Annotated in this window: 16 protein-coding genes; 8 read left to right on the top strand and 8 right to left on the bottom strand. The window is 70.7% G+C overall.

Annotated features, from left to right (window positions below):
* Positions 1-68: 68 nt before the first annotated feature.
* The 4 genes from AOK22_RS12170 to AOK22_RS12155 all read right to left on the bottom strand — a co-directional run bounded on the left by AOK22_RS12170 (position 69) and on the right by AOK22_RS12155 (position 7,086).
* Positions 69-1,544: an FG-GAP and VCBS repeat-containing protein gene (locus AOK22_RS12170; RefSeq protein ID WP_055698622.1), complete on the bottom strand. Its 1,476-nt coding sequence runs from the start codon at positions 1,542-1,544 to the stop codon at positions 69-71.
* 81 nt (positions 1,545-1,625) lie between these two features.
* Entirely contained in the window at positions 1,626-3,020 is a 1,395-nt protein-coding gene (locus AOK22_RS12165) for an FG-GAP and VCBS repeat-containing protein (protein ID WP_055698621.1), read from the bottom strand.
* A 226-nt stretch (positions 3,021-3,246) separates the two neighbouring features.
* Positions 3,247-4,590: an FG-GAP repeat domain-containing protein gene (locus AOK22_RS12160; RefSeq protein WP_055698620.1), complete on the bottom strand. Its 1,344-nt coding sequence runs from the start codon at positions 4,588-4,590 to the stop codon at positions 3,247-3,249.
* 216 nt (positions 4,591-4,806) lie between these two features.
* Positions 4,807-7,086: a (Fe-S)-binding protein gene (locus AOK22_RS12155; protein ID WP_055698619.1), complete on the bottom strand. Its 2,280-nt coding sequence runs from the start codon at positions 7,084-7,086 to the stop codon at positions 4,807-4,809.
* Between the two features lie 362 nt (positions 7,087-7,448).
* On the opposite strand from AOK22_RS12155, the gene dnaK reads away from it, so the two are divergent.
* The 5 genes from dnaK to AOK22_RS12130 all read left to right on the top strand — a co-directional run bounded on the left by dnaK (position 7,449) and on the right by AOK22_RS12130 (position 12,292).
* Positions 7,449-9,317, top strand: a complete 1,869-nt coding sequence (gene dnaK / locus AOK22_RS12150) for a molecular chaperone DnaK (RefSeq protein WP_055698618.1) — start codon at positions 7,449-7,451, stop codon at positions 9,315-9,317.
* Positions 9,317-9,997: a nucleotide exchange factor GrpE gene (grpE, locus tag AOK22_RS12145; RefSeq protein WP_055698617.1), complete on the top strand. Its 681-nt coding sequence runs from the start codon at positions 9,317-9,319 to the stop codon at positions 9,995-9,997. The genes dnaK and grpE overlap by 1 nt, the downstream gene beginning before the upstream one ends.
* A gap of 33 nt (positions 9,998-10,030) precedes the next feature.
* Complete coding sequence (dnaJ, locus tag AOK22_RS12140; protein ID WP_055698616.1) at positions 10,031-11,224, top strand: molecular chaperone DnaJ; 1,194 nt, start codon at positions 10,031-10,033, stop codon at positions 11,222-11,224.
* 1 nt (position 11,225) lies between these two features.
* On the top strand, positions 11,226-11,675 hold the full coding sequence (locus AOK22_RS12135) for a heat shock protein transcriptional repressor HspR (RefSeq protein ID WP_055698615.1): 450 nt from the start codon (positions 11,226-11,228) through the stop codon (positions 11,673-11,675).
* A 98-nt stretch (positions 11,676-11,773) separates the two neighbouring features.
* Complete coding sequence (locus AOK22_RS12130) at positions 11,774-12,292, top strand: hypothetical protein (protein ID WP_055698614.1); 519 nt, start codon at positions 11,774-11,776, stop codon at positions 12,290-12,292.
* A 74-nt stretch (positions 12,293-12,366) separates the two neighbouring features.
* On the opposite strand, the gene AOK22_RS12125 is transcribed toward AOK22_RS12130, so the two are convergent.
* The 3 genes from AOK22_RS12125 to AOK22_RS12115 all read right to left on the bottom strand — a co-directional run bounded on the left by AOK22_RS12125 (position 12,367) and on the right by AOK22_RS12115 (position 15,615).
* Complete coding sequence (locus tag AOK22_RS12125; protein ID WP_055698613.1) at positions 12,367-13,341, bottom strand: helix-turn-helix transcriptional regulator; 975 nt, start codon at positions 13,339-13,341, stop codon at positions 12,367-12,369.
* Positions 13,342-13,621: 280 nt separating this feature from the next.
* The gene (locus AOK22_RS12120) at positions 13,622-14,629 is read right to left on the bottom strand and encodes a helix-turn-helix transcriptional regulator (RefSeq protein WP_055698612.1); all 1,008 of its coding nucleotides are present in this window, start codon (positions 14,627-14,629) and stop codon (positions 13,622-13,624) included.
* Positions 14,626-15,615 carry a hypothetical protein gene (locus AOK22_RS12115; RefSeq protein WP_063795244.1) on the bottom strand — a complete coding sequence of 330 codons (990 nt, stop codon included), beginning with the start codon at positions 15,613-15,615 and terminating at the stop codon, positions 14,626-14,628. Before AOK22_RS12115 ends, AOK22_RS12120 begins: the two co-directional genes overlap by 4 nt.
* A 324-nt stretch (positions 15,616-15,939) precedes the next feature.
* Between AOK22_RS12115 and AOK22_RS12110 the strand changes: the two genes are divergently transcribed.
* Positions 15,940-16,296 carry a Rieske (2Fe-2S) protein gene (locus tag AOK22_RS12110; protein ID WP_079036507.1) on the top strand — a complete coding sequence of 119 codons (357 nt, stop codon included), beginning with the start codon at positions 15,940-15,942 and terminating at the stop codon, positions 16,294-16,296.
* Positions 16,297-16,405: 109 nt separating this feature from the next.
* On the opposite strand, the gene AOK22_RS12105 is transcribed toward AOK22_RS12110, so the two are convergent.
* The gene (locus AOK22_RS12105; RefSeq protein WP_055698625.1) at positions 16,406-16,843 is read right to left on the bottom strand and encodes a pyridoxamine 5'-phosphate oxidase family protein; all 438 of its coding nucleotides are present in this window, start codon (positions 16,841-16,843) and stop codon (positions 16,406-16,408) included.
* A gap of 137 nt (positions 16,844-16,980) precedes the next feature.
* Between AOK22_RS12105 and clpB the strand changes: the two genes are divergently transcribed.
* Positions 16,981-19,584, top strand: coding sequence for an ATP-dependent chaperone ClpB (gene clpB, locus AOK22_RS12100; RefSeq protein WP_055698610.1), 2,604 nt, complete (start codon positions 16,981-16,983; stop codon positions 19,582-19,584).
* A 166-nt stretch (positions 19,585-19,750) separates the two neighbouring features.
* Positions 19,751-20,299 (top strand): YbjN domain-containing protein, encoded by a 549-nt coding sequence (locus tag AOK22_RS12095; protein WP_055698609.1) that lies wholly within the window; start codon positions 19,751-19,753, stop codon positions 20,297-20,299.

The following is a 20,299-nucleotide window of genomic DNA, read 5'->3' as shown; positions in this document are numbered from 1 at the left end:
GGCACCGAGTCCGACGGCACCAAGTCCGACGAAGCCGTACTCACCGCCCGAGACCTACCGCCCGAGACTCACCGCCCGAGAACACCCCCGTACGCCCGCGCCCCCGCGAGCCCCAGCTTGCCCGGCGTCACCGACGTGACCGGCGGCTTCGGGCCGTCCTTCGGGGTCGGGGCGTACCAGACGCCGCCCTTGCCCTCGTCCTCGCCGGGCGCGCCCACCGCGACGTCCGGGTAGGTGTCGCCGTTGTAGTCGCCGGTGGCGACGGCCGCGCCGAAGCGGTCGCCCGCCTCGGCCGTGCCCGCGACGCCCGCGGAGTTCTGGCTGAAGGAGGGGCCCGTGAAGGGCTGTCCCGTGCCGAGGGAGGCGAGGACCCAGTATGTGCCGGCGTCCTTCGCCGTGCCGACGGCCTCCGTGTCCGCGCCGACGACCAGCTCGTCGATGCCGTCCCGGTCGAGGTTGGCGACGGCGAGGTGCGCGCCGAAGTCGTCCTCGGCCTCGGGCGTCCCGGCGACCTGGGGGCTGCCCTGCGTGGTGCAGGAGTGGCCGCCGTCGCCGAGCTTGCCGCCCTTCTTGCCGAAGACCGTGAGGACGGCGCCGCCGAGGCGGTCCTCGCAGTTCGTCGACTCGGTCTCGGGGTTGGCCTGGACGTCGCCGATGGCGAGGTCGTCGCTGCCGTCGCCGTCGAAGTCGCCGGTGGCGAGCGCGGTGCGGCTGCTGTCGGGCGTGTCCCACACCGTCTGCCACTCGCCGGACGCGGTACGGCTCCTGACCGTCGTACCGCTGATCTCCATGCCCTTGTACGAGATCGCGAGGTCGTCGCCGCCGTCGCCGTCGAAGTCGCCGCTCGCGAGGACGGACGGGCCGCCGAAGTGCCAGCCGTCGACCCGGGAGAGCTTCGCGGAGGAGCCCTCGGTGAAGGGGCCGGAGCGCACGACGACGGAGCTGCTCTCGTCGAAGTGGGAGTTGAAGGCGATGTCCTTGTCGCCGTCCTTGTCGAAGTCGCCGGTGGCGAGCAGCGCGCCGTAGTTGGCGCTGCTGAGGTCACCGTTGGCGGCGGTGAAGCCGCCCTTGAAGCCGCTCGCGGAGCCCCACACGACGGTGACGGTACCCGCCGCCAGGCCCGCGGAGTTGGCCTCGTGGGGCGTGCCGACGACGAGGTCGGAGTAGCCGTCGCCGTTCATGTCGTCCGAGGCGAGCGCCGTGCCGAAGCGGTCGCCCGCCTCGACGGTGCCGGGCACGCCGGGCGTGGCCTGGCTGACGGTCGTCGAGCCGTGCCTGCCGAGGCCGTTCGCGCCGCCCCAGACCACGTTCACGTAGCCGGCCTTCGCCTTGCCGGAGACCGTCGCGTCGGGCACGCCGACCGCGAGGTCCACATAGCCGTCGCCGTTGTAGTCGGCGCGCAGCTTCGAGGGCTGTGCGGCGGCGGACGCGCCGCCCGCCGTCAGGCCCGTGACGCCGAGCGCGGTGGCGGCGCAGAGGGCGGCCGCCGCGAGGATCTTGTTCCGTGCGGGCTTCCTCGCGGAGGTACGCGAAGGCTTCCGCACGTGCTGAGGCGCTGAGGCCACTGGATCGTCTCCAACTCGCAGATGAATGTGGGGTGTTGTCGCTGAGGACGTGGGCGGTCGTCAGCGGAGCGTGCGGCCGAAGCCCGCGTCCACGCCGTCGAGCCCGAAGTCCGTGCCGTTGAAGGAGGCCGCGTACGACGAGGTCGGACCCGTCGTCGTGCCCCGCAGGACCCACACGGCGCCGACGTCCCGCGTCGTGCCGATGTCCTCGCCGGTCGCGCCGGTGGACAGGTCGGCCCGGCCGTTCTTGTTGATGTCCTTCAGGCGCACGGACGCGCCGAAGTGGTCGCCCGCCTCCGCGACGCCGGGCACGCCCGCGGTCTCCTGGTGCCAGGCCCGGCCCGAAGTGAACCTGCCCGCCGTGGACGTGAGGTACGTGACGCTGCCGGCGCCCTCGACCGTGCCGACGGTCTCGCCGGGCGCGCCCACCACGAGGTCGGCGAGCCCGTCGCCGTTCACGTCGCCCGCCGAGACGGAGCCGCCGAAGCCGTCGTCGGCCTCGTCGGCGCCGGGCACGCCGGGGCTGTCCTGGTTGTACGTCACGGGGGCGCCGAACGCGCCGTCGCCGCCGCGCCGCACGGTGATCGAACCGCCCCTGCCGGCCGCGGTGTCCAGGCGGTTGCCGGTGATCAGGTCGTCGTAGCCGTCGCCGTCGACGTCACCCGCCGTGGCCGCGTCGCCGGTCGCGGTCGGGGCGTCGCCCTCGGCGAGCACCTCGGCCTGGTAGCCGTAGTCGCCGACGCCGCCGTTCATGTGCGCGGTGTAGAGGCCGCCGTCGGCGCGCTTGCCGTACAGGACGAAACCGACGCCGTCCTTGTACGTGAAGTTGCCGGCGACCATGCCGTTCAGGCGGACGCCCTCGGGCAGGAAGTCGACCTCCAGGCCGTGCGTGCGGCCGTCCTCGCCCGCGCCGGAGTAGTAGTACCAGTTGTCGCCGCTGATCACGGCGAGCTGGGGCGAGCCGTCGTAGTCGAGGTCGGTCCAGACGGTGGCCTCGCCGAAGCGGCCGGTGGTGTCGGCGGGGGAGTTGAGGACCCGGCCGCCGGAGGTGAAGCCGTTCTTGCCGCCCTTGATGACGGTGACGGAGCCGGAGGGCCTGCCCTCGACCCGCTCGCCGGGGGCGCCGACGATCAGGTCGGCGTAGCCGTCGTGGTTCACGTCGCCGCTGGTGACGTTCTCGCCGAACTCGTCCTCCGGCTCCAGCACGCCGGGCACGCCGGGCGTGTCCTGGGTGACGGTCGCCGAGCGGCCCTCGGAGACGCCCGAGGCCGAACCGTACGTGACGGTCACGGAGTTGGAGTTCGGCGAGCCGACCGCCAGGTCGCGGTAGCCGTCGCCGTTGAAGTCGTCCTTCAGGGTCGAGGCGGCGCTCGCCGGACCGGCCAGGGGCAGCGTCAGCCCGGCCGCGGCGAGGGCCGCGACGGTGGCGGTGACGGCCAGGTTTCTTACGCGCACGTGGGACTCCCGGTGGGGGGCAGGCTTGGGGTAAGGCTTCCGGGTGTGTGACTCGTGTGGCGTACGAAGGGTTGTGCGACGGGGGCGGTGGGGTGGCCGCGAGGTGAACGGCCGGGAGGGGCACATCACCCTACTGCGCGGCCAGTTGGGACACGATCCGCACCACCCGCACCACCCGCGCCGCCCCGCACCACCCGTGTAGCCGGCGCCGCCTGCCCCCGCCGCGTCAGGAACCGTCGCCCAGAGCCAGGAACTCCGCCGTGGAGAAGGTCAGGATCGGCTTGCGCGACACCAACTCGCCGTTCTTCAGGCCCGGGTAGACGCCCACCGTGTCCTCGCCCTCCCCGCGGTACGTGCGCAGGACCAGGTCGGCCCGCTTGTCGCCGTCGAAGTCGGCGACCTGGAGGACCTGCGTGGTGCCCTTCGCGGTGGGCACGATGGTCGCGGAGGCGTTGGCGGCCAGCCCCGTCGTACGACCCCGGAGGACCCGCACCTCCCCGGCGCCGCCGCCGCTCCCGCTGCCCCCGCCGCTGAGGATCAGCTCGCTCAGACCGTCGCCGTCCAGGTCGCCCGCGTCGACGGCGACGTCCTTGGCCTCCAGGGTGGCGCGCGCGGTGCCCGGCACGTCGTAGCGCAGCGCGACACCGCGCGGCGACGCGATCGCCGCGTCCATGCCCTTGCCCTTGCCGAAGCGGCCGAAGGCGATGTCCTTGCCCGCGGGGAAGAGCACCCCGGTCTCGGCAGGGCCCTTCGGGCCGCCCAGGACGAGGGCGCCGGCGGCGCCGGACGCGCCCGCGGCCTTGCGGACCAGCACGTCGTCGTAGCCGTCGCCGTCGACGTCGGTGGCGCGGCCCGTCACGAGGCCGTTGCCCGGCGCGGTGACCGGCTTGCCCGCGGCCCGCGGCGCGCCGCCGCGCTTGAACGGGCCCCGCAGGAACGTCATCCGCGCCCCGCTGGCGTGCAGCACGAGGTCGCTCGCGCCGTCCCCGTCGAAGTCCCCGCACACGGGCTGGTCGGGCCAGTCGTTGCCGAAACGCGCCTGCGCGGGCACCTTCAGCCGCACGGCCTTGCCGACGAGTCCCCTCGGCGAGCCGAAGAGGATCTGCAGCGGCACGGGCGGCTGCCCCTGCCCGTCGTAGGGCGGATCGGTGGAGACGAGCAGATCGGTGAAGCCGTCCCCGTCGAGGTCGCAGGAGGCCTCGGCGTCGAAGGCGGCGGGCAGCTCGCCCTTGGTGCGCGCCCCGTTGGCGTGGGCGCTCAGGAGCTGCCGGGCGCCGGGCCGCAGCCCGCCCCTGGAGCCGTAGACGACGCCGATGCCCGCGTCGTCGCCGTGGTCGCGGTGCACGAGATCGTCGAGTACGAGATCACGCGCGCCGTCGCCGTTGAAGTCGTCGTCGACCTTGCTGCCCTTGCCCCGCGGCACGGGCTGCTGGGCCGCGCCCTTGCCCGCCATGTTCACGGGCCGCCCGTCGCCGTTCTTCGCGCCGGTGCCGTCGCCTCCGTCGTGGCCGCCGCAGCCCGCGAGCAGCAGCGCGCAGCCGAGCGTCCCCGCGGCCAGGCGTACCGGCATGCCGCGCCGTCTGTCTCTCCGTGTGCCCGCTCTCCGTATGCCCGTCATCAACGCCGACCCCGACCGCCCCATGAGACAACAACCAGAAACAACCAGCACATGATGCTCCCGCGGCGCGGAGCCGGTAAGTCCGGCGGGATGCCACTTTGGTCACTTCCACGCAACAGGCCGGTCCCGCCCGAGGGCGGAACCGGCCTGAAGGGCTGGTGCGGGAGGCTACTTGACCGGCTCGGGCTCCGGCGCGTCCGCCGACTCCTCGTCGCCCGCCGGGTCGACCGGCGTCTTGACGGATTCGAGCAGCAGCTGGGCGACGTCGACGACCTGGAGGGACTCCTTGGCCTTGCCGTCGTTCTTCTTGCCGTTGACGGAGTCGGTGAGCATCACCAGGCAGAACGGGCACGCCGTCGACACGATGTCGGGGTTGAGGCTGAGCGCCTCGTCGACCCGCTCCGTGTTGATGCGCTTGCCGATCCGCTCCTCCATCCACATGCGGGCGCCGCCGGCGCCGCAGCAGAAGCCGCGCTCCTTGTGGCGGTGCATCTCCTCGTTCCGGAGGCCCGGGACGTTGGCGATGATCTCGCGCGGCGGCGTGTAGATCTTGTTGTGGCGGCCCAGGTAGCACGGGTCGTGGTACGTGATGATGCCCTCGACCGGCGTCACCGGGACGAGCTTGCCCTCGTCCACCAGGTGCTGGAGCAGCTGCGTGTGGTGGATGACCTCGTAGTCGCCGCCGATCTGCGGGTACTCGTTGCCGATCGTGTTGAGGCAGTGCGGGCAGGTCGCGACGATCTTCTTGGCCGTCTTCGGCTTCCTCGACTCGTCGGTGACCTTGCCGTCGTCGTCGTACTCCTCGCCGAACGCCATGTTCAGCGCCATGACGTTCTCCTGGCCGAGCTGCTGGAACAGCGGCTCGTTGCCGAGGCGGCGGGCGGAGTCACCGGTGCACTTCTCGTCGCCGCCCATGATCGCGAACTTGACGCCCGCGATGTGGAGCAGCTCCGCGAAGGCCTTGGTGGTCTTCTTCGCGCGGTCCTCCAGGGCGCCGGCGCAGCCGACCCAGTAGAGGTACTCGACCTCGGTGAGGTCCTCGATGTCCTTGCCGACGACCGGCACCTCGAAGTCGAGCTCCTTGAGCCACTCCAGGCGCTGCTTCTTCGCCAGGCCCCAGGGGTTGCCCTTCTTCTCCAGGTTCTTGAGCATCGTGCCCGCCTCGGACGGGAACGCGGACTCGATCATCACCTGATAGCGGCGCATGTCGACGATGTGGTCGATGTGCTCGATGTCGACCGGGCACTGCTCGACGCAGGCGCCGCAGGTGGTGCAGGACCACAGGACGTCCGGGTCGATGACGCCGTTCTCCTCGTGCGTCCCGATCAGCGGGCGCTCGGCCTCCGCGAGGGCGGCGGCGGGCACGTCCTTGAGCTGCTCCTCGGTCGCCTTCTCCTCGCCCTCCATGGACTTGCCGCCACCGGCGAGCAGGTAGGGGGCCTTGGCGTGCGCGTGGTCGCGCAGCGACATGATCAGGAGCTTCGGCGAGAGCGGCTTGCCGGTGTTCCAGGCGGGGCACTGCGACTGGCAGCGGCCGCACTCGGTGCAGGTGGAGAAGTCCAGCAGGCCCTTCCAGGAGAACTGCTCGACCTGGGAGACACCGAAGACGGCGTCCTCGGCCGGGTCCTCCCAGTCGATCGGCGCGCCGCCGGACGTCATCGGCTGCAGCTCGCCGAGGGCCGTGGCGCCCTTCGCGTTCCGCTTGAACCAGATGTTCGGGAAGGCGAGGAAGCGGTGCCAGGCGACACCCATGTTGATGTTCACCGAGACCGTGATCATCCAGATGAAGGAGGTCGCGATCTTCAGGCCGGCGAAGAAGTACGTGAGGTTCTGGAGGGTGGAGACGTCCATGCCCTCGAACCAGGAGACCACCGGGTACGAGATGAAGAACGACGCCTCGTAGCCGTCCACGTGGTGCTGGGCGCCTTCGAGGGCGTGCAGCGTGAAGATGCAGACGCCGACGATGAGGATGACGGTCTCGACGAAGTACGCCTGGCCGGTCTTGGAGCCGGCGAAGCGGGACTTGCGCCCCGGCTTGGGCTTGCTCAGCTGGCGGACGACGATCAGGACCAGGATGCCGAGCACGGTCATGGTGCCCATGAACTCGACGTAGATGTTGTAGGGCGCCCAGTCGCCGATGACCGGCAGGATCCAGTCGGCCTTGAAGAGCTGGCCGATGGCGTTGACGATGGTCAGCAGCAGCGTGAGGAAGCCCACCGCCACGAACCAGTGCGCGAAGCCGACGATGCCCCACCGGTTCATCCGGGTGTGCCCGAGGAACTCCCGGACCACGGTGAGGGTGCGCTGGAGGGGGAGGTCGGTCCTGGTGCCGGCGGGCACGGACTGACCGAGCCGCATCAGCTGGACGATCTGCAGGATGGCACGGCCGAACAGCGCGACGCCGACTGCGATGAGGACCAGCGACACGATGATCGCGGCGAGTTGCATTTCGGGGCTCCTCGGGCCTGCGAGGCGGGACTTCGTAGCGGACTACGACTGATTACTAAGCGGTAACTTATGCAGTCCGTCTGAGACTACCCACTTACTGCGCCGCACTGTAGCCAGCAAGGCGGTGATCTGCGTCGCTCAGGCAACCCTTCCCGTGTCCGTGCCCCGCAAGGGTGTGCGCGGAGCCGCGCGACCGGCCCCATCGGCCCCACGGGTGCGCCCCCGCTTCTCACGTAGAGCCTAGTTGCGCGTAAGTGCGAGATAAGAGTTGAGTCGACCTGACTCAGCTCTGTTGACTCCGGCGGGGCGCTCATGCATTCTTGAGCCAGATCCACTCAAGATGTACCTCTGGAGGAATCGAAATGGCACGTGCGGTCGGCATCGACCTGGGCACGACTAACTCCGTCGTCAGCGTTCTCGAAGGCGGCGAGCCCACCGTCATCACCAACGCCGAAGGCGCCAGGACCACGCCGTCCGTCGTCGCCTTCGCGAAGAACGGCGAGGTGCTCGTCGGCGAGGTCGCCAAGCGCCAGGCGGTCACCAACGTCGACAGGACCATCCGGTCGGTCAAGCGCCACATGGGCACCGACTGGAAGGTGGACATCGACGACAAGGGGTTCAACCCCCAGCAGATCTCCGCGTTCATCCTCCAGAAGCTGAAGCGTGACGCCGAGGCCTACCTGGGCGAGAAGGTCGCCGACGCGGTCATCACCGTCCCGGCGTACTTCAACGACTCGGAGCGCCAGGCCACCAAGGAGGCCGGCGAGATCGCGGGTCTGAACGTCCTGCGCATCGTCAACGAGCCGACCGCCGCCGCCCTGGCCTACGGCCTCGACAAGGACGACCAGACCATTCTGGTCTTCGACCTCGGTGGCGGCACCTTCGACGTCTCGCTCCTCGAGATCGGCGACGGCGTCGTCGAGGTGAAGGCCACGAACGGCGACAACCACCTCGGTGGTGACGACTGGGACCAGCGCGTCGTCGACTACCTGGTCAAGCAGTTCAACAACGGCCACGGCGTGGACCTCTCCAAGGACAAGATGGCGCTCCAGCGCCTGCGCGAGGCGGCCGAGAAGGCCAAGATCGAGCTGTCCTCCTCCACGGAGACCACGATCAACCTGCCCTACATCACGGCCTCCGCCGAGGGCCCGCTGCACCTGGACGAGAAGCTCACGCGCGCCCAGTTCCAGCAGCTCACGTCCGACCTCCTGGAGCGCTGCAAGACGCCGTTCCACAACGTCATCAAGGACGCGGGCATCCAGCTCTCCGAGATCGACCACGTCGTTCTCGTCGGTGGCTCGACCCGTATGCCGGCCGTCGCCGAGCTCGTCAAGGAGCTGACCGGCGGCAAGGACGCCAACAAGGGCGTGAACCCGGACGAGGTCGTCGCCATCGGTGCCTCGCTCCAGGCCGGTGTCCTCAAGGGTGAGGTCAAGGACGTCCTGCTCCTCGACGTGACCCCGCTGTCCCTCGGCATCGAGACCAAGGGCGGCATCATGACCAAGCTCATCGAGCGGAACACCACGATTCCGACGAAGCGCTCCGAGATCTTCACGACGGCCGAGGACAACCAGCCGTCGGTGCAGATCCAGGTCTACCAGGGCGAGCGCGAGATCGCGGCGTACAACAAGAAGCTCGGGATGTTCGAGCTCACGGGCCTGCCGCCGGCCCCGCGCGGTGTCCCGCAGATCGAGGTCTCCTTCGACATCGACGCCAACGGCATCATGCACGTGACCGCCAAGGACCTGGGCACGGGCAAGGAGCAGAAGATGACCGTCACCGGCGGCTCCTCGCTGCCGAAGGACGAGGTCGACCGCATGCGCCAGGAGGCCGAGCAGTACGCGGACGAGGACCACAAGCGCCGCGAGGCCGCCGAGTCCCGCAACCAGGGCGAGCAGCTCGTCTACCAGACCGAGAAGTTCCTCAAGGACAACGAGGACAAGGTCCCCGGTGACGTCAGGACCGAGGTCGAGGAAGCCGTCAACGAGCTGAAGGAGAAGCTCAAGGGCGAGGACTCCGCCGAGATCCGCACCGCCACCGAGAAGGTCGCCGCCGTCTCGCAGAAGCTGGGCCAGGCCATGTACGCCGACGCCCAGGCCGCGGGTGCCGCCGGCGCCGAGGGCGCTGCCCCGGGTGCCGACGCGCCGAACATGTCGAAGGACGACGACGTGGTCGACGCCGAGATCGTCGACGACGAGAAGCCCGGTGACGCGAAGGGCGGCGCCGCCTGATGACCGAGGAGACCCCGGGCCCCGGCGAGAACGCCGAGAACCCCGACGTCCCCTCCGGCGCCACCCCTGATGACGCCGCGCCGAAGGCCGCCGAGCCCTCCTCCGAGGAGGGTCCGGCGGCCCCGGCCGGGGACGCAAGCCGAGACGTGGGCCTGACCGCCCAGCTGGACCAGGTGCAGAAGGCGCTCAGCGAGCGCACCGCCGACCTCCAGCGGCTCCAGGCCGAGTACCAGAACTACCGCCGCCGGGTGGAGCGGGACAAGGTCGCGGTGAAGGAGATCGCCTCGGCGAACCTCCTCTCCGAGCTCCTCCCGACCCTCGACGACATTGGCCGCGCGCGCGAGCACGGCGAGCTGGTGGGCGGCTTCAAGTCGGTGGCCGAATCCCTGGAGACGGTCGTCGCGAAGCTGGGCCTCCAGCAGTTCGGCAAGGAGGGCGAGCCCTTCGACCCGACGATCCACGAAGCCCTGATGCACAGCTACGCACCGGACGTCACCGAGACGACGTGCGTCGCGATCCTGCAGCCGGGGTATCGGATCGGCGAGCGCACCATCCGCCCCGCGCGGGTGGCCGTGGCCGAGCCGCAGCCGGGCGCGCAGACCGTCAAGGGCGAGGAGTCCGCCGAGACCCCGGCGGACGCGGCCGACGAGAAGGAGACCGGTGGCCCGGACGAGGGCTGACGGCAACGACATGAGTGAGGAGGGACGTCGGGGATGAGCACCAAGGACTTCATCGAGAAGGACTACTACAAGGTCCTCGGCGTCCCCAAGGACGCCACCGAGGCCGAGATCAAGAAGGCGTACCGGAAGCTCGCCCGCGAGAACCACCCGGACGCCAACAAGGGCAACGCCAAGGCGGAGGAGCGCTTCAAGGAGATCTCCGAGGCGAACGACGTCCTCGGCGACCCCAAGAAGCGCAAGGAGTACGACGAGGCGCGTGCTCTCTTCGGCAACGGCGGATTCCGGCCGGGCCCCGGAGGCGGCGGCGGTTCGTTCAACTTCGACCTGGGCGACCTCTTCGGAGGCGGCGCCCCGGGTGGCGGTGGAGCGGCCGGCGGCGGCTTCGGGGGCGGTCTCGGTGACGTCTTCGGGGGCCTGTTCAACCGCGGCGGCGCGGGTGCCGGAACGGGCACGCGTACGCAGCCGAGGCGCGGCCAGGACATCGAGTCCGAGGTCACGCTGAGCTTCACGGAGGCCGTGGACGGCGCGACGGTGCCGCTGCGCATGTCCTCCCAGGCGCCCTGCAAGACCTGCTCGGGCACCGGCGACAAGAACGGCACGCCGCGTGTGTGCCCGACCTGCGTCGGCACGGGCCAGGTCTCGCGGGGCGGCGGCGGAGGGTTCTCCCTCACCGACCCGTGCGTGGACTGCAAGGGCCGCGGGCTGATCGCCCAGGACCCCTGCGAGGTCTGCGGCGGCTCGGGCCGCGCGAAGTCCTCGCGCACCATGCAGGTGCGCATCCCGGCGGGCGTCAGCGACGGCCAGCGGATCAGGCTCCGCGGCAAGGGCGCGCCCGGCGAGCGGGGCGGCCCGGCCGGCGACCTGTACGTGGTCGTGCACGTCGACGCCCACCCGGTCTTCGGCCGCAAGGGCGACAACCTCACGGTCACGGTGCCGGTGACCTATCCGGAGGCGGCGCTCGGCGGCGAGGTCAAGGTCCCGACCCTGGGCGGGCCCGCCGTCACCCTGAAGCTGCCGCCCGGCACGCCGAACGGCCGCACCATGCGGGCGCGCGGCAAGGGCGCGGTCCGCAAGGACGGCACCCGGGGCGACCTGCTGGTGACGGTGGAGGTGTCGGTCCCGACATCGCTGTCCGACTCCGCGAAGGAAGCCCTGGAGTCCTACCGCGAGGCGACCGCGGGCGACGACCCGCGGGCAGAACTGTTCCAGGCCGCGAAGGGAGCATGAGATGGACGGCCGTCGTCGAAATCCGTATCAACTCACCGACGAGACGCCGGTGTACGTCATCTCGGTGGCCGCCCAGCTGAGCGGCCTCCACCCCCAGACCCTGCGGCAGTACGACCGCCTGGGCCTGGTCTCCCCGGACCGCACCGCGGGCCGCGGCCGACGCTACTCCGCCCGTGACATCGAGCTGCTCCGCACGGTGCAGCAGCTGTCGCAGGAGGAGGGCATCAACCTCGCCGGCATCAAGCGCATCATCGAGCTGGAGAACCAGGTCGCGGCGCTCCAGTCCCGTGTCGCGGAGCTCTCCGCGGCCGTGGAGGGAGCCGCCGCCGCCATGCAGCAACGTGAGGCGGCGGTGCACGCCTCGTACCGCCGCGACCTCGTCCCCTACCAGGACGTGCAGCAGGCGAGCGCGCTGGTGGTGTGGCGGCCCAAGCGGTCGCCCGAGCAGTAGGTCCGGCGCTCTGAGTAGTCTGGTGCAGGGCCGGGAGGTGACAACCTCCCGGCCCTGCATGGGCATAGGGGCACGGGGTACGGGGAGTTGAGCTGACCATGGCGATGGTGGGGCTGTTCTGGATCGCCGAGGGCGATGTGTACGTGGGTGCGAAGCCGTCCGGGCTCGCCCCCGGGGTGCGGCTGACGCCGGAGGGCGTGGTGGCGCTCGGTGACCGCCAGTCGGGCATGTGGTCCTGGGAGGACGTGCGCGAGCTGACCGTCGACGACGTCCCGGTGAAGTCCCTCAAGCGCCATGTGGGCGTCGCGGTCGACCTGGTCCTCACGGTGGGCCTCGGCGGCGAGGACGAGGCGCCGCGGATGACGGTGCGCGTCGTGGACACCGAGGGCGGCGAGTCGGAGCTGAAGGCGTACACGGCCGCGGCGGTCGGCTACTCCCAGACGGAGTGCGACCTCTCCCGCGAGCTCCTGGCCCGCCTGACGGAGGGCGCGGGCACGCTCCTCGCCACCCTGACCGCCATGTCGGACTGGGGCCGCCGCCACGAGGGCGGCACGCCGCGGACGGCGGAGCGGGAGGCGCTGCTGCGGGAGTGGACGGGCGCGGCCGAGGTGGTCTGAGGCCGCCGACGGGAGCTCACCGCCGGGACGGGAGCTCACGGCCGGGGCGGGAACTCGCGGTCCGGGACGGCACCTCACTGGCCGCGTTCGATGATGCCGGACTGGCTGATCAGGTAGCCGAGTTGGGCGCGGCTCTCGCTGCCCAGGGTGGCGGCGAGCTTGGCGATGTGGACGCGGGCCGTGCGGATGTTCATGCCGAGGCGGTCGGCTATCTCGGCGTCGGTGAGGCCTTCGACGAGGAGGCCCGCGATGGCGCGCTGGCGGGGCGTGATGCCGCCCTCCGAGGGCTGCGGGGCCGCCAGCGGCCACATGGGCGTGGCCAGCCGCCACAGCCGCCAGAACGTCGTGGCGAAGTACTCGACGAGCGCCGGGTGGCGCAGTTCGAGGGCGATCGTGCGGTCCTTGCTCGCCGGGATGAAGGCCACGGTCCGGTCGAAGACGAAGAGGCGCTCGGTGACCTCGTCGAGGGTGCGGGCCTCGGCGTCGCCGTCCAGCTGCTCGAAGTACGCGAGTACGGGCAGAGAATGGCGCGTTGTGTGCTGGTAGAGGGTTCGCATCCGGCAGCCCCGGGTGAGGATCGCCTGGTCCCGGGGAAAAGCTTCGGCCAACGTTTCGGGCGGGCGGGTGCCGCCGGGCTGGATGGCGAGGAACTCCTCGGTGACGTCGTGCATGGCGCGGTCGATGGCCGAGTTGATGCGCTCCAGGCCGTCGAGAACGGTGATCGTCGGGCCGTCGGTGGCGGACGACAGCTGCGCGTCGAGGGCGATGAGCGGCTCGAACGCGGCGGTGAGCCGCTCCTCGCGGCGCCGCTGGTCGGCGATGCGGTCCTCGATGGTGCGGAGGAGTTGGGGAAGGGCGGCGGCGGGCGCGGTGGGAAGCAGCCACCGCATGTCGTCGACGTCGGGGTGGAGCAGGCCGAAGTCGATCAGGCAGGGGGCGTGTTCGGCGTCCTTGCCGTGGATCCGGCCTTCGCGGAGGGCCCGGGCGTATACGGCGGAACCCTCGTCGCAGAGTTCCTCCACGCCATGTGGCGCATGCTCCTTGACCATGTGCGCTCCCTCCCGCTCGGTTGAAGCGCGGCGATTCTATGCAGGGGGCACTTGGGCGGGGGTGTGGGCGCTTATTGAAGTGTCCACTTCTCGTGGGCGCGTTTTCGTCGCGTCTGGCCGGAAATGCCGGAGTGCCGAAGGGGGCGGCCGGACGGCCGGAAGCGTTCCTTTCCGGGCCCGGTGGCGCATTCCGCACCCCGCGCTCTCGCACGTCCCGCGCCCGGCCGTCCGCCGCGCTTTGGCCGAAGGCGCACGATCATGGCCATGGCGATCACGCCCCTCAGGAGGCGGACGGGTCCAGGATCCCGGACTGCCCGATGAGGTAGCCGAGCTGCGCGCGGCTCTCGCTGCCGAGCGTGGAGGCGAGTTTGGCGATGTGCACGCGGGCCGTACGCACGTTCATGCCGAGGCGGTCGGCCACCTCGGTGTCGGTCAGGCCCTCGACCAGGAGGCCGGCGATGGCGTGCTGGCGGGCGGTGATGCCGTTGGCCGAGGGGAGCTGCATGGCGCGCGGGAACATCGGGACCGCGAGGCGCCACAGCCGCTCGAAGGTCGTGACGAAGTACTCGATGAGGGCGGGGTGGCGTATCTCCAGGGCGATGTTGCGTTCCTTGTTCGCCGGGATGACGGCCACGGTCCTGTCGAACACGAAGAGGCGCTCGGGGACCTCGTCGAGCGTGCGGACCTCGGCGTCGCCGTCGAGCTGCTCGTACTGGGCGAGCATGGGCAGCGAGTGGCGCGACGTGTGCTGGCACAGCGTCCGCAGGCTGCCGCCCCGGGCGAGGAACTCGTGGGCGTCGTCGAGGGACTGGGCGAGCAGCGGACTGGGCCGCACGCCGCCCGGCTGGATGGAGAGCACCTCGTCGTCGGTGCCGGCCAGCGCCCGCGCGAGGGCGTCCTGGATCTGCGGGAGCCCCTCGAGGACCCGGATGGCGGCGGACTCCTCGACGGCCGCGGCGGCGAGGGCGGCCGCGGAGGCCGGCGCCGCGGCGGCGAGCGCCATGAGTGGCTCGAACGCCTCGGTCAGCAGGGTCTCGCGGCGGATCTCCCGCGCGATGTCCTCCTGGATGGCCTCGCGCAGCCGGGGCAGGGCGATGGAGGGGGCGGTGGGGCGGAGCCAGCCCGGGTCCTGCGCGTCGGGGCGCAGCAGCGCGAAGTCGACCAGGCAGGGCGCCTGTTCGGCGTCCGCGCGCGGCACGCGGCTCTCCCGGAGCGCGCGGCCGTAGAGCGCCGAGCCCTCCTCGCACAGCTCGTCGGGTCCATGGGGGCGGTGGAGCTCAGTGGTCATGGGGCACGGTCCTGGTCGAGGATCCCCGACTGGGCGATGAGATACCCGAGTTGGGCGCGGCTTCCGCTGCCGAGGGCGGCGGCGATCTTGGCGATGTGGGCGCGGCAGGTGCGGACGTTCATCCCGAGCCGACGGGCGATCGCCTCGTCGACGTGACCTTCGATGAGGAGGCGGGCGATGGAGCGCTGGACGCCGGTTATGCCGTTCGGCTCGATGTCGTACGGGACTTCCTCCGTCAGCGGGACGGCACGCTCCCAGAGCTGTTCGAAGACCTTGCTGAGGTACTCGACCAGTCCGGGGTGGCGCAGTTCGAGGGCCACGCGCCGGTCGTCGCTCGCCGGAATGAAGGCGACGGTGCGGTCGAATATGATCAGGCGCTCGATCAGTTCCTCGAGGGTGCGGACCTGAACCTTGCCGCTGGACATCTGGTCCACGTAGGCGAGCGTTCCTTGGCTGTGGCGCGCGGTGTGCTGGTACAGCGTGCGGATGCTCACCCCGCGATCGGTGAGTGGCCTGTCCCGCTCCAGGGCCTGGGTCAGGGCGTCCACGGGACGTCCCCCGCCCGGCTGGACGGTCAGGACCGAGGTGGTGCACTCGGCAGTGGCCGAATTCAGCGCCGCGTTGATGCGGTCGAAGCCCTCAAGAACGGTGATCGCGTGAATGTTCGCCGGGCTTTGGGTGCTGATGGCGACAAACTGCTCGAAGGAGTCGGTCAGTTCGATGGCGAGCCGACGACGGTCCTGGATCTCGCGCTCCAGCGGGTGAAGACGTTGTGCGAGCGCGACGGACGGCGGAACCGGGCGCAGCCAGTTGTCGTCGTCCGGGTCTGGGTGGAGAAGGGCGAACTCCACAAGGCAAGGAGCCAGTTCCACTTCGACACGATTGATGCGTCCTGAGCGCAGCGCGCTGGCGTAAAGCCGAGCCCCCTCGTCGCACAGCTCAGTGACAGCATGGGGATGTGTCGCTTTTGAGTTACTTGTGGTCATATCTCCACCCCCCAGGGTCCTGAACGTGCAAGAACATGATGCATCGCTCCTGTGGCGTTGACATGCCTGAATGAGCCATCGTCTTCATGGCCGGGGGAGAAGAATCCATCAAGTGAGGACGAAGCCGACTATGCGCGTGAGAATACTTGGCTCAGTGCTTGCCGCAGTCTTCTCTGCCGCGGTGGCCTTCGGTGCCCTGAGCGGCGCGAGCTCCGGCAGCGGAAGTTCCCAGGTGGCGGGGGGTACCGACACTGGTTGGACCAGTGTGGGAGCGGCCCCGGCAGCCGACACCGGCTGGACCGTCGCACCGAAGGGCGGCCGGGCATGAGCACCCCTCCCGACGACCGCACCTTCCGCCGAGAAATGGCCACCGCCTACCGCTCCGGTTGGCACTTCATCGATCTCGTCACCGCGATCCCCCACCGCGGCGACTCGTTGATGGTCACCCTCCTCGGCGAGCCGATCGTCGTCACCCGTGACGACGAGGAGGAGATCCGTGCCTACCGGTGCCTGCGCAGGCCCCGTGGCGCGCCGCAGCCCGTGCGGTGTGCCATCCGGTACGGGATGGTCTTCGTCAACCTGGACCGGCGCGACCACCAGGTGGTCGGGCAGCGGCAGGAGCAGGACCCGGGCGCCATGAGCGCTCCGGACAACATCACAGCCACCCCCCGCAGTGCCTGACGCGATTCCCCCGTCGTTGTAAATCGCGCAGGTGCTTCCCCCAGCAGCGGCGCCACCGTGGACCTGAACACGGTGGCGCCGCTGTGGTGTGTGCGGGGAGGCGGGGCGCCTACGGCTTGCCCAGCATCCGCGTCACCGCTATCTCGATCAGCACGCGGTCCGGGTTCGGCGACGGACGCCGTTCGTAGCGCTCCTCGTAGCGCTCCTCCGCCGCCGCGATCTCCGCCGGGTCCGTCCGGACCGTCGCCCGGCCCTCCAGCGTCGCCCAGCGCCGACCGGCGAACTGGCACACCGCGACCCGCGCCCCCGGCCCGTCCACGCCGGCCGCCGCGAGGACGTGGACGACCTTCCGGCTCGTCTTGCGCGCGAGGACCCGGGCGACGCGCGCCTCCGGGTCGTACGTCACGCCGACGGGCACCACGTGCGGGGTGCCGTCCGGGCGCAGGGTCGTCAAGGTGCACAGGTGCCGTTCGCGCCAGAAGCTGAGGTAGGACTCGGGCGGGTCGAGAGGGTCGATCCGTGCCCTGCGGGGACTCGTGCTCGTCATGCCCCGGAACATAAGCCACCCGGTACTGCGGGCTTCCTCCCCCTCCTTGAGTGGAATAGACTCAACTTTGTGTACGTTGGGTAAGTCAGGACGCCGGGGATGGACCAGGCAGCACACCGTAAGGAGGACATGCGCACGTGGACGCCGAGCTGACCAACAGGAGCCGGGACGCGATCAACGCGGCCACCAGCAGGGCCGTCAAGGACGGGCACGCCGATCTGACGCCCGCGCACCTGCTGCTCGCACTGCTCGAGGGGCAGGACAACGAGAACATCACCGACCTGCTCGCCGCGGTCGACGCCGACCAGGCGGCCGTGCGCGCGGACACCGAGCGGGTCCTCGCGGCGCTGCCGAGCGTGACCGGTTCGACGGTCGCGCCGCCGCAGCCCGACCGTGAGCTGCTGGCCGTCGTCTCGGACGCCGCGCAGCGCGCGAAGGAGCTCGGGGACGACTACCTCTCCACCGAGCACCTGCTCATCGGCATCGCCGCCAAGGGCGGCCGGGCCGGGGACGTACTCGACAAGCACGGGGCAGGCAGCAAGAAGCTGCTGGACGCATTCGAGAAGGCAAGGGGAGGGCGCCGGGTGACCACACCCGACCCTGAGGGGCAGTACAAGGCCCTGGAGAAGTTCGGCACCGATTTCACCGCCGCCGCCCGCGAGGGCAGGCTCGACCCCGTCATCGGACGGGACCAGGAGATCCGGCGGGTCGTCCAGGTGCTGTCACGGCGTACGAAGAACAATCCCGTCCTCATCGGCGAGCCCGGCGTCGGCAAGACCGCCGTCGTGGAGGGCCTCGCGCAGCGGATCGTGAAGGGGGACGTCCCCGAGTCGCTGAAGAACAAGCGCCTCGTCTCCCTCGACCTCGGCGCCATGGTCGCCGGCGCGAAGTACCGCGGCGAGTTCGAGGAGCGGCTCAAGACCGTCCTCTCCGAGATCAAGGAGAGCGACGGGCAGATCATCACGTTCATCGACGAGCTGCACACCGTCGTGGGCGCCGGAGCCGGCGGCGATTCGGCCATGGACGCGGGCAACATGCTCAAGCCGATGCTCGCGCGCGGCGAGCTGCGCATGGTCGGCGCCACCACGCTCGACGAGTACCGCGAGCGGATCGAGAAGGACCCCGCCCTGGAGCGGCGCTTCCAGCAGGTGCTGGTCGCCGAGCCGAGCGTCGAGGACTCCATCGCGATCCTGCGCGGGCTCAAGGGGCGCTACGAGGCGCACCACAAGGTCCAGATCGCCGACAGCGCGCTGGTCGCCGCGGCCACGCTCTCCGACCGGTACATCACCTCCCGCTTCCTGCCCGACAAGGCCATCGACCTCGTCGACGAGGCCGCCTCCCGGCTGCGCATGGAGATCGACTCCTCGCCCGTCGAGATCGACGAGCTGCAGCGCGCCGTCGACCGGCTGCGCATGGAGGAGCTGGCGCTCGGCAAGGAGACCGACCCGGCGAGCCGCCAGCGCCTGGAGAAGCTGCGCCGCGACCTCGCCGACAAGGAGGAGGAGCTGCGCGGCCTCAACGCCCGCTGGGAGAAGGAGAAGCAGTCCCTCAACCGCGTCGGCGAGCTGAAGGAGAAGCTCGACGAGTTGCGCGGCCAGGCCGAGCGCGCCCAGCGCGACGGCGACTTCGACTCCGCCAGCAAGCTGCTGTACGGCGAGATCCCGGGCGTGGAGCGGGAGCTGGCGGAGGCCAGCGAGGCCGAGGCCCAGCAGGAGGCCGCCAAGGACACCATGGTCAAGGAGGAGGTCGGCCCCGACGACATCGCCGACGTCGTCGGATCGTGGACCGGCATCCCCGCCGGGCGGCTCCTGGAGGGCGAGACGCAGAAGCTGCTGCGCATGGAGGACGAGCTCGGCAAGCGCCTGATCGGCCAGAGCGAGGCCGTGCGGGCCGTCTCCGACGCGGTGCGGCGCACCCGCGCCGGCATCGCCGACCCGGACCGGCCCACCGGCTCCTTCCTCTTCCTCGGCCCCACCGGCGTCGGCAAGACCGAGCTGGCCAAGGCGCTCGCGGACTTCCTCTTCGACGACGAGCGGGCCATGGTCCGCATCGATATGAGCGAGTACGGCGAGAAGCACAGCGTCGCGCGGCTCGTGGGCGCCCCGCCCGGCTACGTCGGGTACGAGGAGGGCGGCCAGCTGACCGAGGCCGTCCGCCGCAGGCCGTACTCGGTCGTCCTGCTCGACGAGGTCGAGAAGGCGCACCCCGAGGTCTTCGACGTCCTGCTCCAGGTGCTCGACGACGGGCGGCTCACGGACGGACAGGGGCGGACGGTCGACTTCCGCAACACCATCCTGATCCTCACGTCCAACCTCGGCAGCCAGTACCTGGTCGAGCCGCTGACCGGCGAGGAGGAGAAGAAGCAGCAGGTCCTCGAAGTGGTGCGGGCCTCCTTCAAGCCGGAGTTCCTCAACCGCCTGGACGACCTCGTGGTCTTCTCCGCGCTCGACAAGGACGAGCTGGCGCACATCGCCGAGCTGCAGATCAACCGCCTCGCCAAGCGGCTCGCCGACCGGCGCCTGACCCTGGACGTCACGCCCGAGGCGCTGGCCTGGCTGGCGGACGAGGGCAACGACCCGGCGTACGGAGCGCGCCCCCTGCGCCGCCTCATCCAGACCTCCATCGGCGACCGCCTCGCCAAGGAGATCCTGGCGGGCGAGGTGAAGGACGGCGACACGGTCCGCGTGGACACGTTCGGCGACGGCCTGATCGTCGGCCCGGCGACCGGCAAGTCCCTCTAGGACGACGTGACCCCCGCGCCCCGTCAGGGGCGCGGGGCCCGCGCGACCGGCCCCGGCCTGTCCGCAGTCGGCGAACGTCGGAAACCCGGCAGGAGGGCAACCGGGCTTGCCCCCGGGGGCCCTTCCTGGGAGAGGATGGGCCCATCCATACGAAGGGACACAGCACGTGAGCATCGACCCGTCCTCGATTCCGAATTTCGGGGGCCAGCCCGAACCGCAGCAGGGCGCAGGACCGGCGGGCCCCGTCGTCCCCGACCAGGACCTGGTCAAGCAGCTCCTGGACCAGATGGAGCTCAAGCACGTCGTCGACGACGAGGGTGACCTCGCGGCGCCGTGGGAGGAGTTCCGTACCTACTTCATGTTCCGCGGCGAGGGGGACCAGCAGGTCTTCTCCGTGCGGACGTTCTACGACCGGCCGCACCAGATCGAGGAGAAGCAGCAGCTCCTCGAGTCGATCGACGACTGGAACCGCCGCACGCTGTGGCCGAAGGTCTACAGCCACACGCACGACGACGGCACGGTCCGCCTCATCGGCGAGGCCCAGATGCTGATCGGCACCGGCGTCTCGCTGGAGCACTTCGTGTCGTCGACGGTCAGCTGGGTGCGCGCCGCGATCGAGTTCGACCGCTGGCTCGTGGAGCAGCTCGGCCTGGAGGCCGACGTCGACTCGGCCGAGGGCGAGGGCGACGAGAAGCCCGGCGACGAGCAGGCCTGA

This window comes from Streptomyces silaceus (assembly GCF_001419745.1).
In the GTDB taxonomy this organism is placed as follows: domain Bacteria; phylum Actinomycetota; class Actinomycetes; order Streptomycetales; family Streptomycetaceae; genus Streptomyces; species Streptomyces silaceus.
Note: the sequence above shows the minus strand (reverse complement) of the source record. Positions and strands in the feature narration are given on the sequence as shown.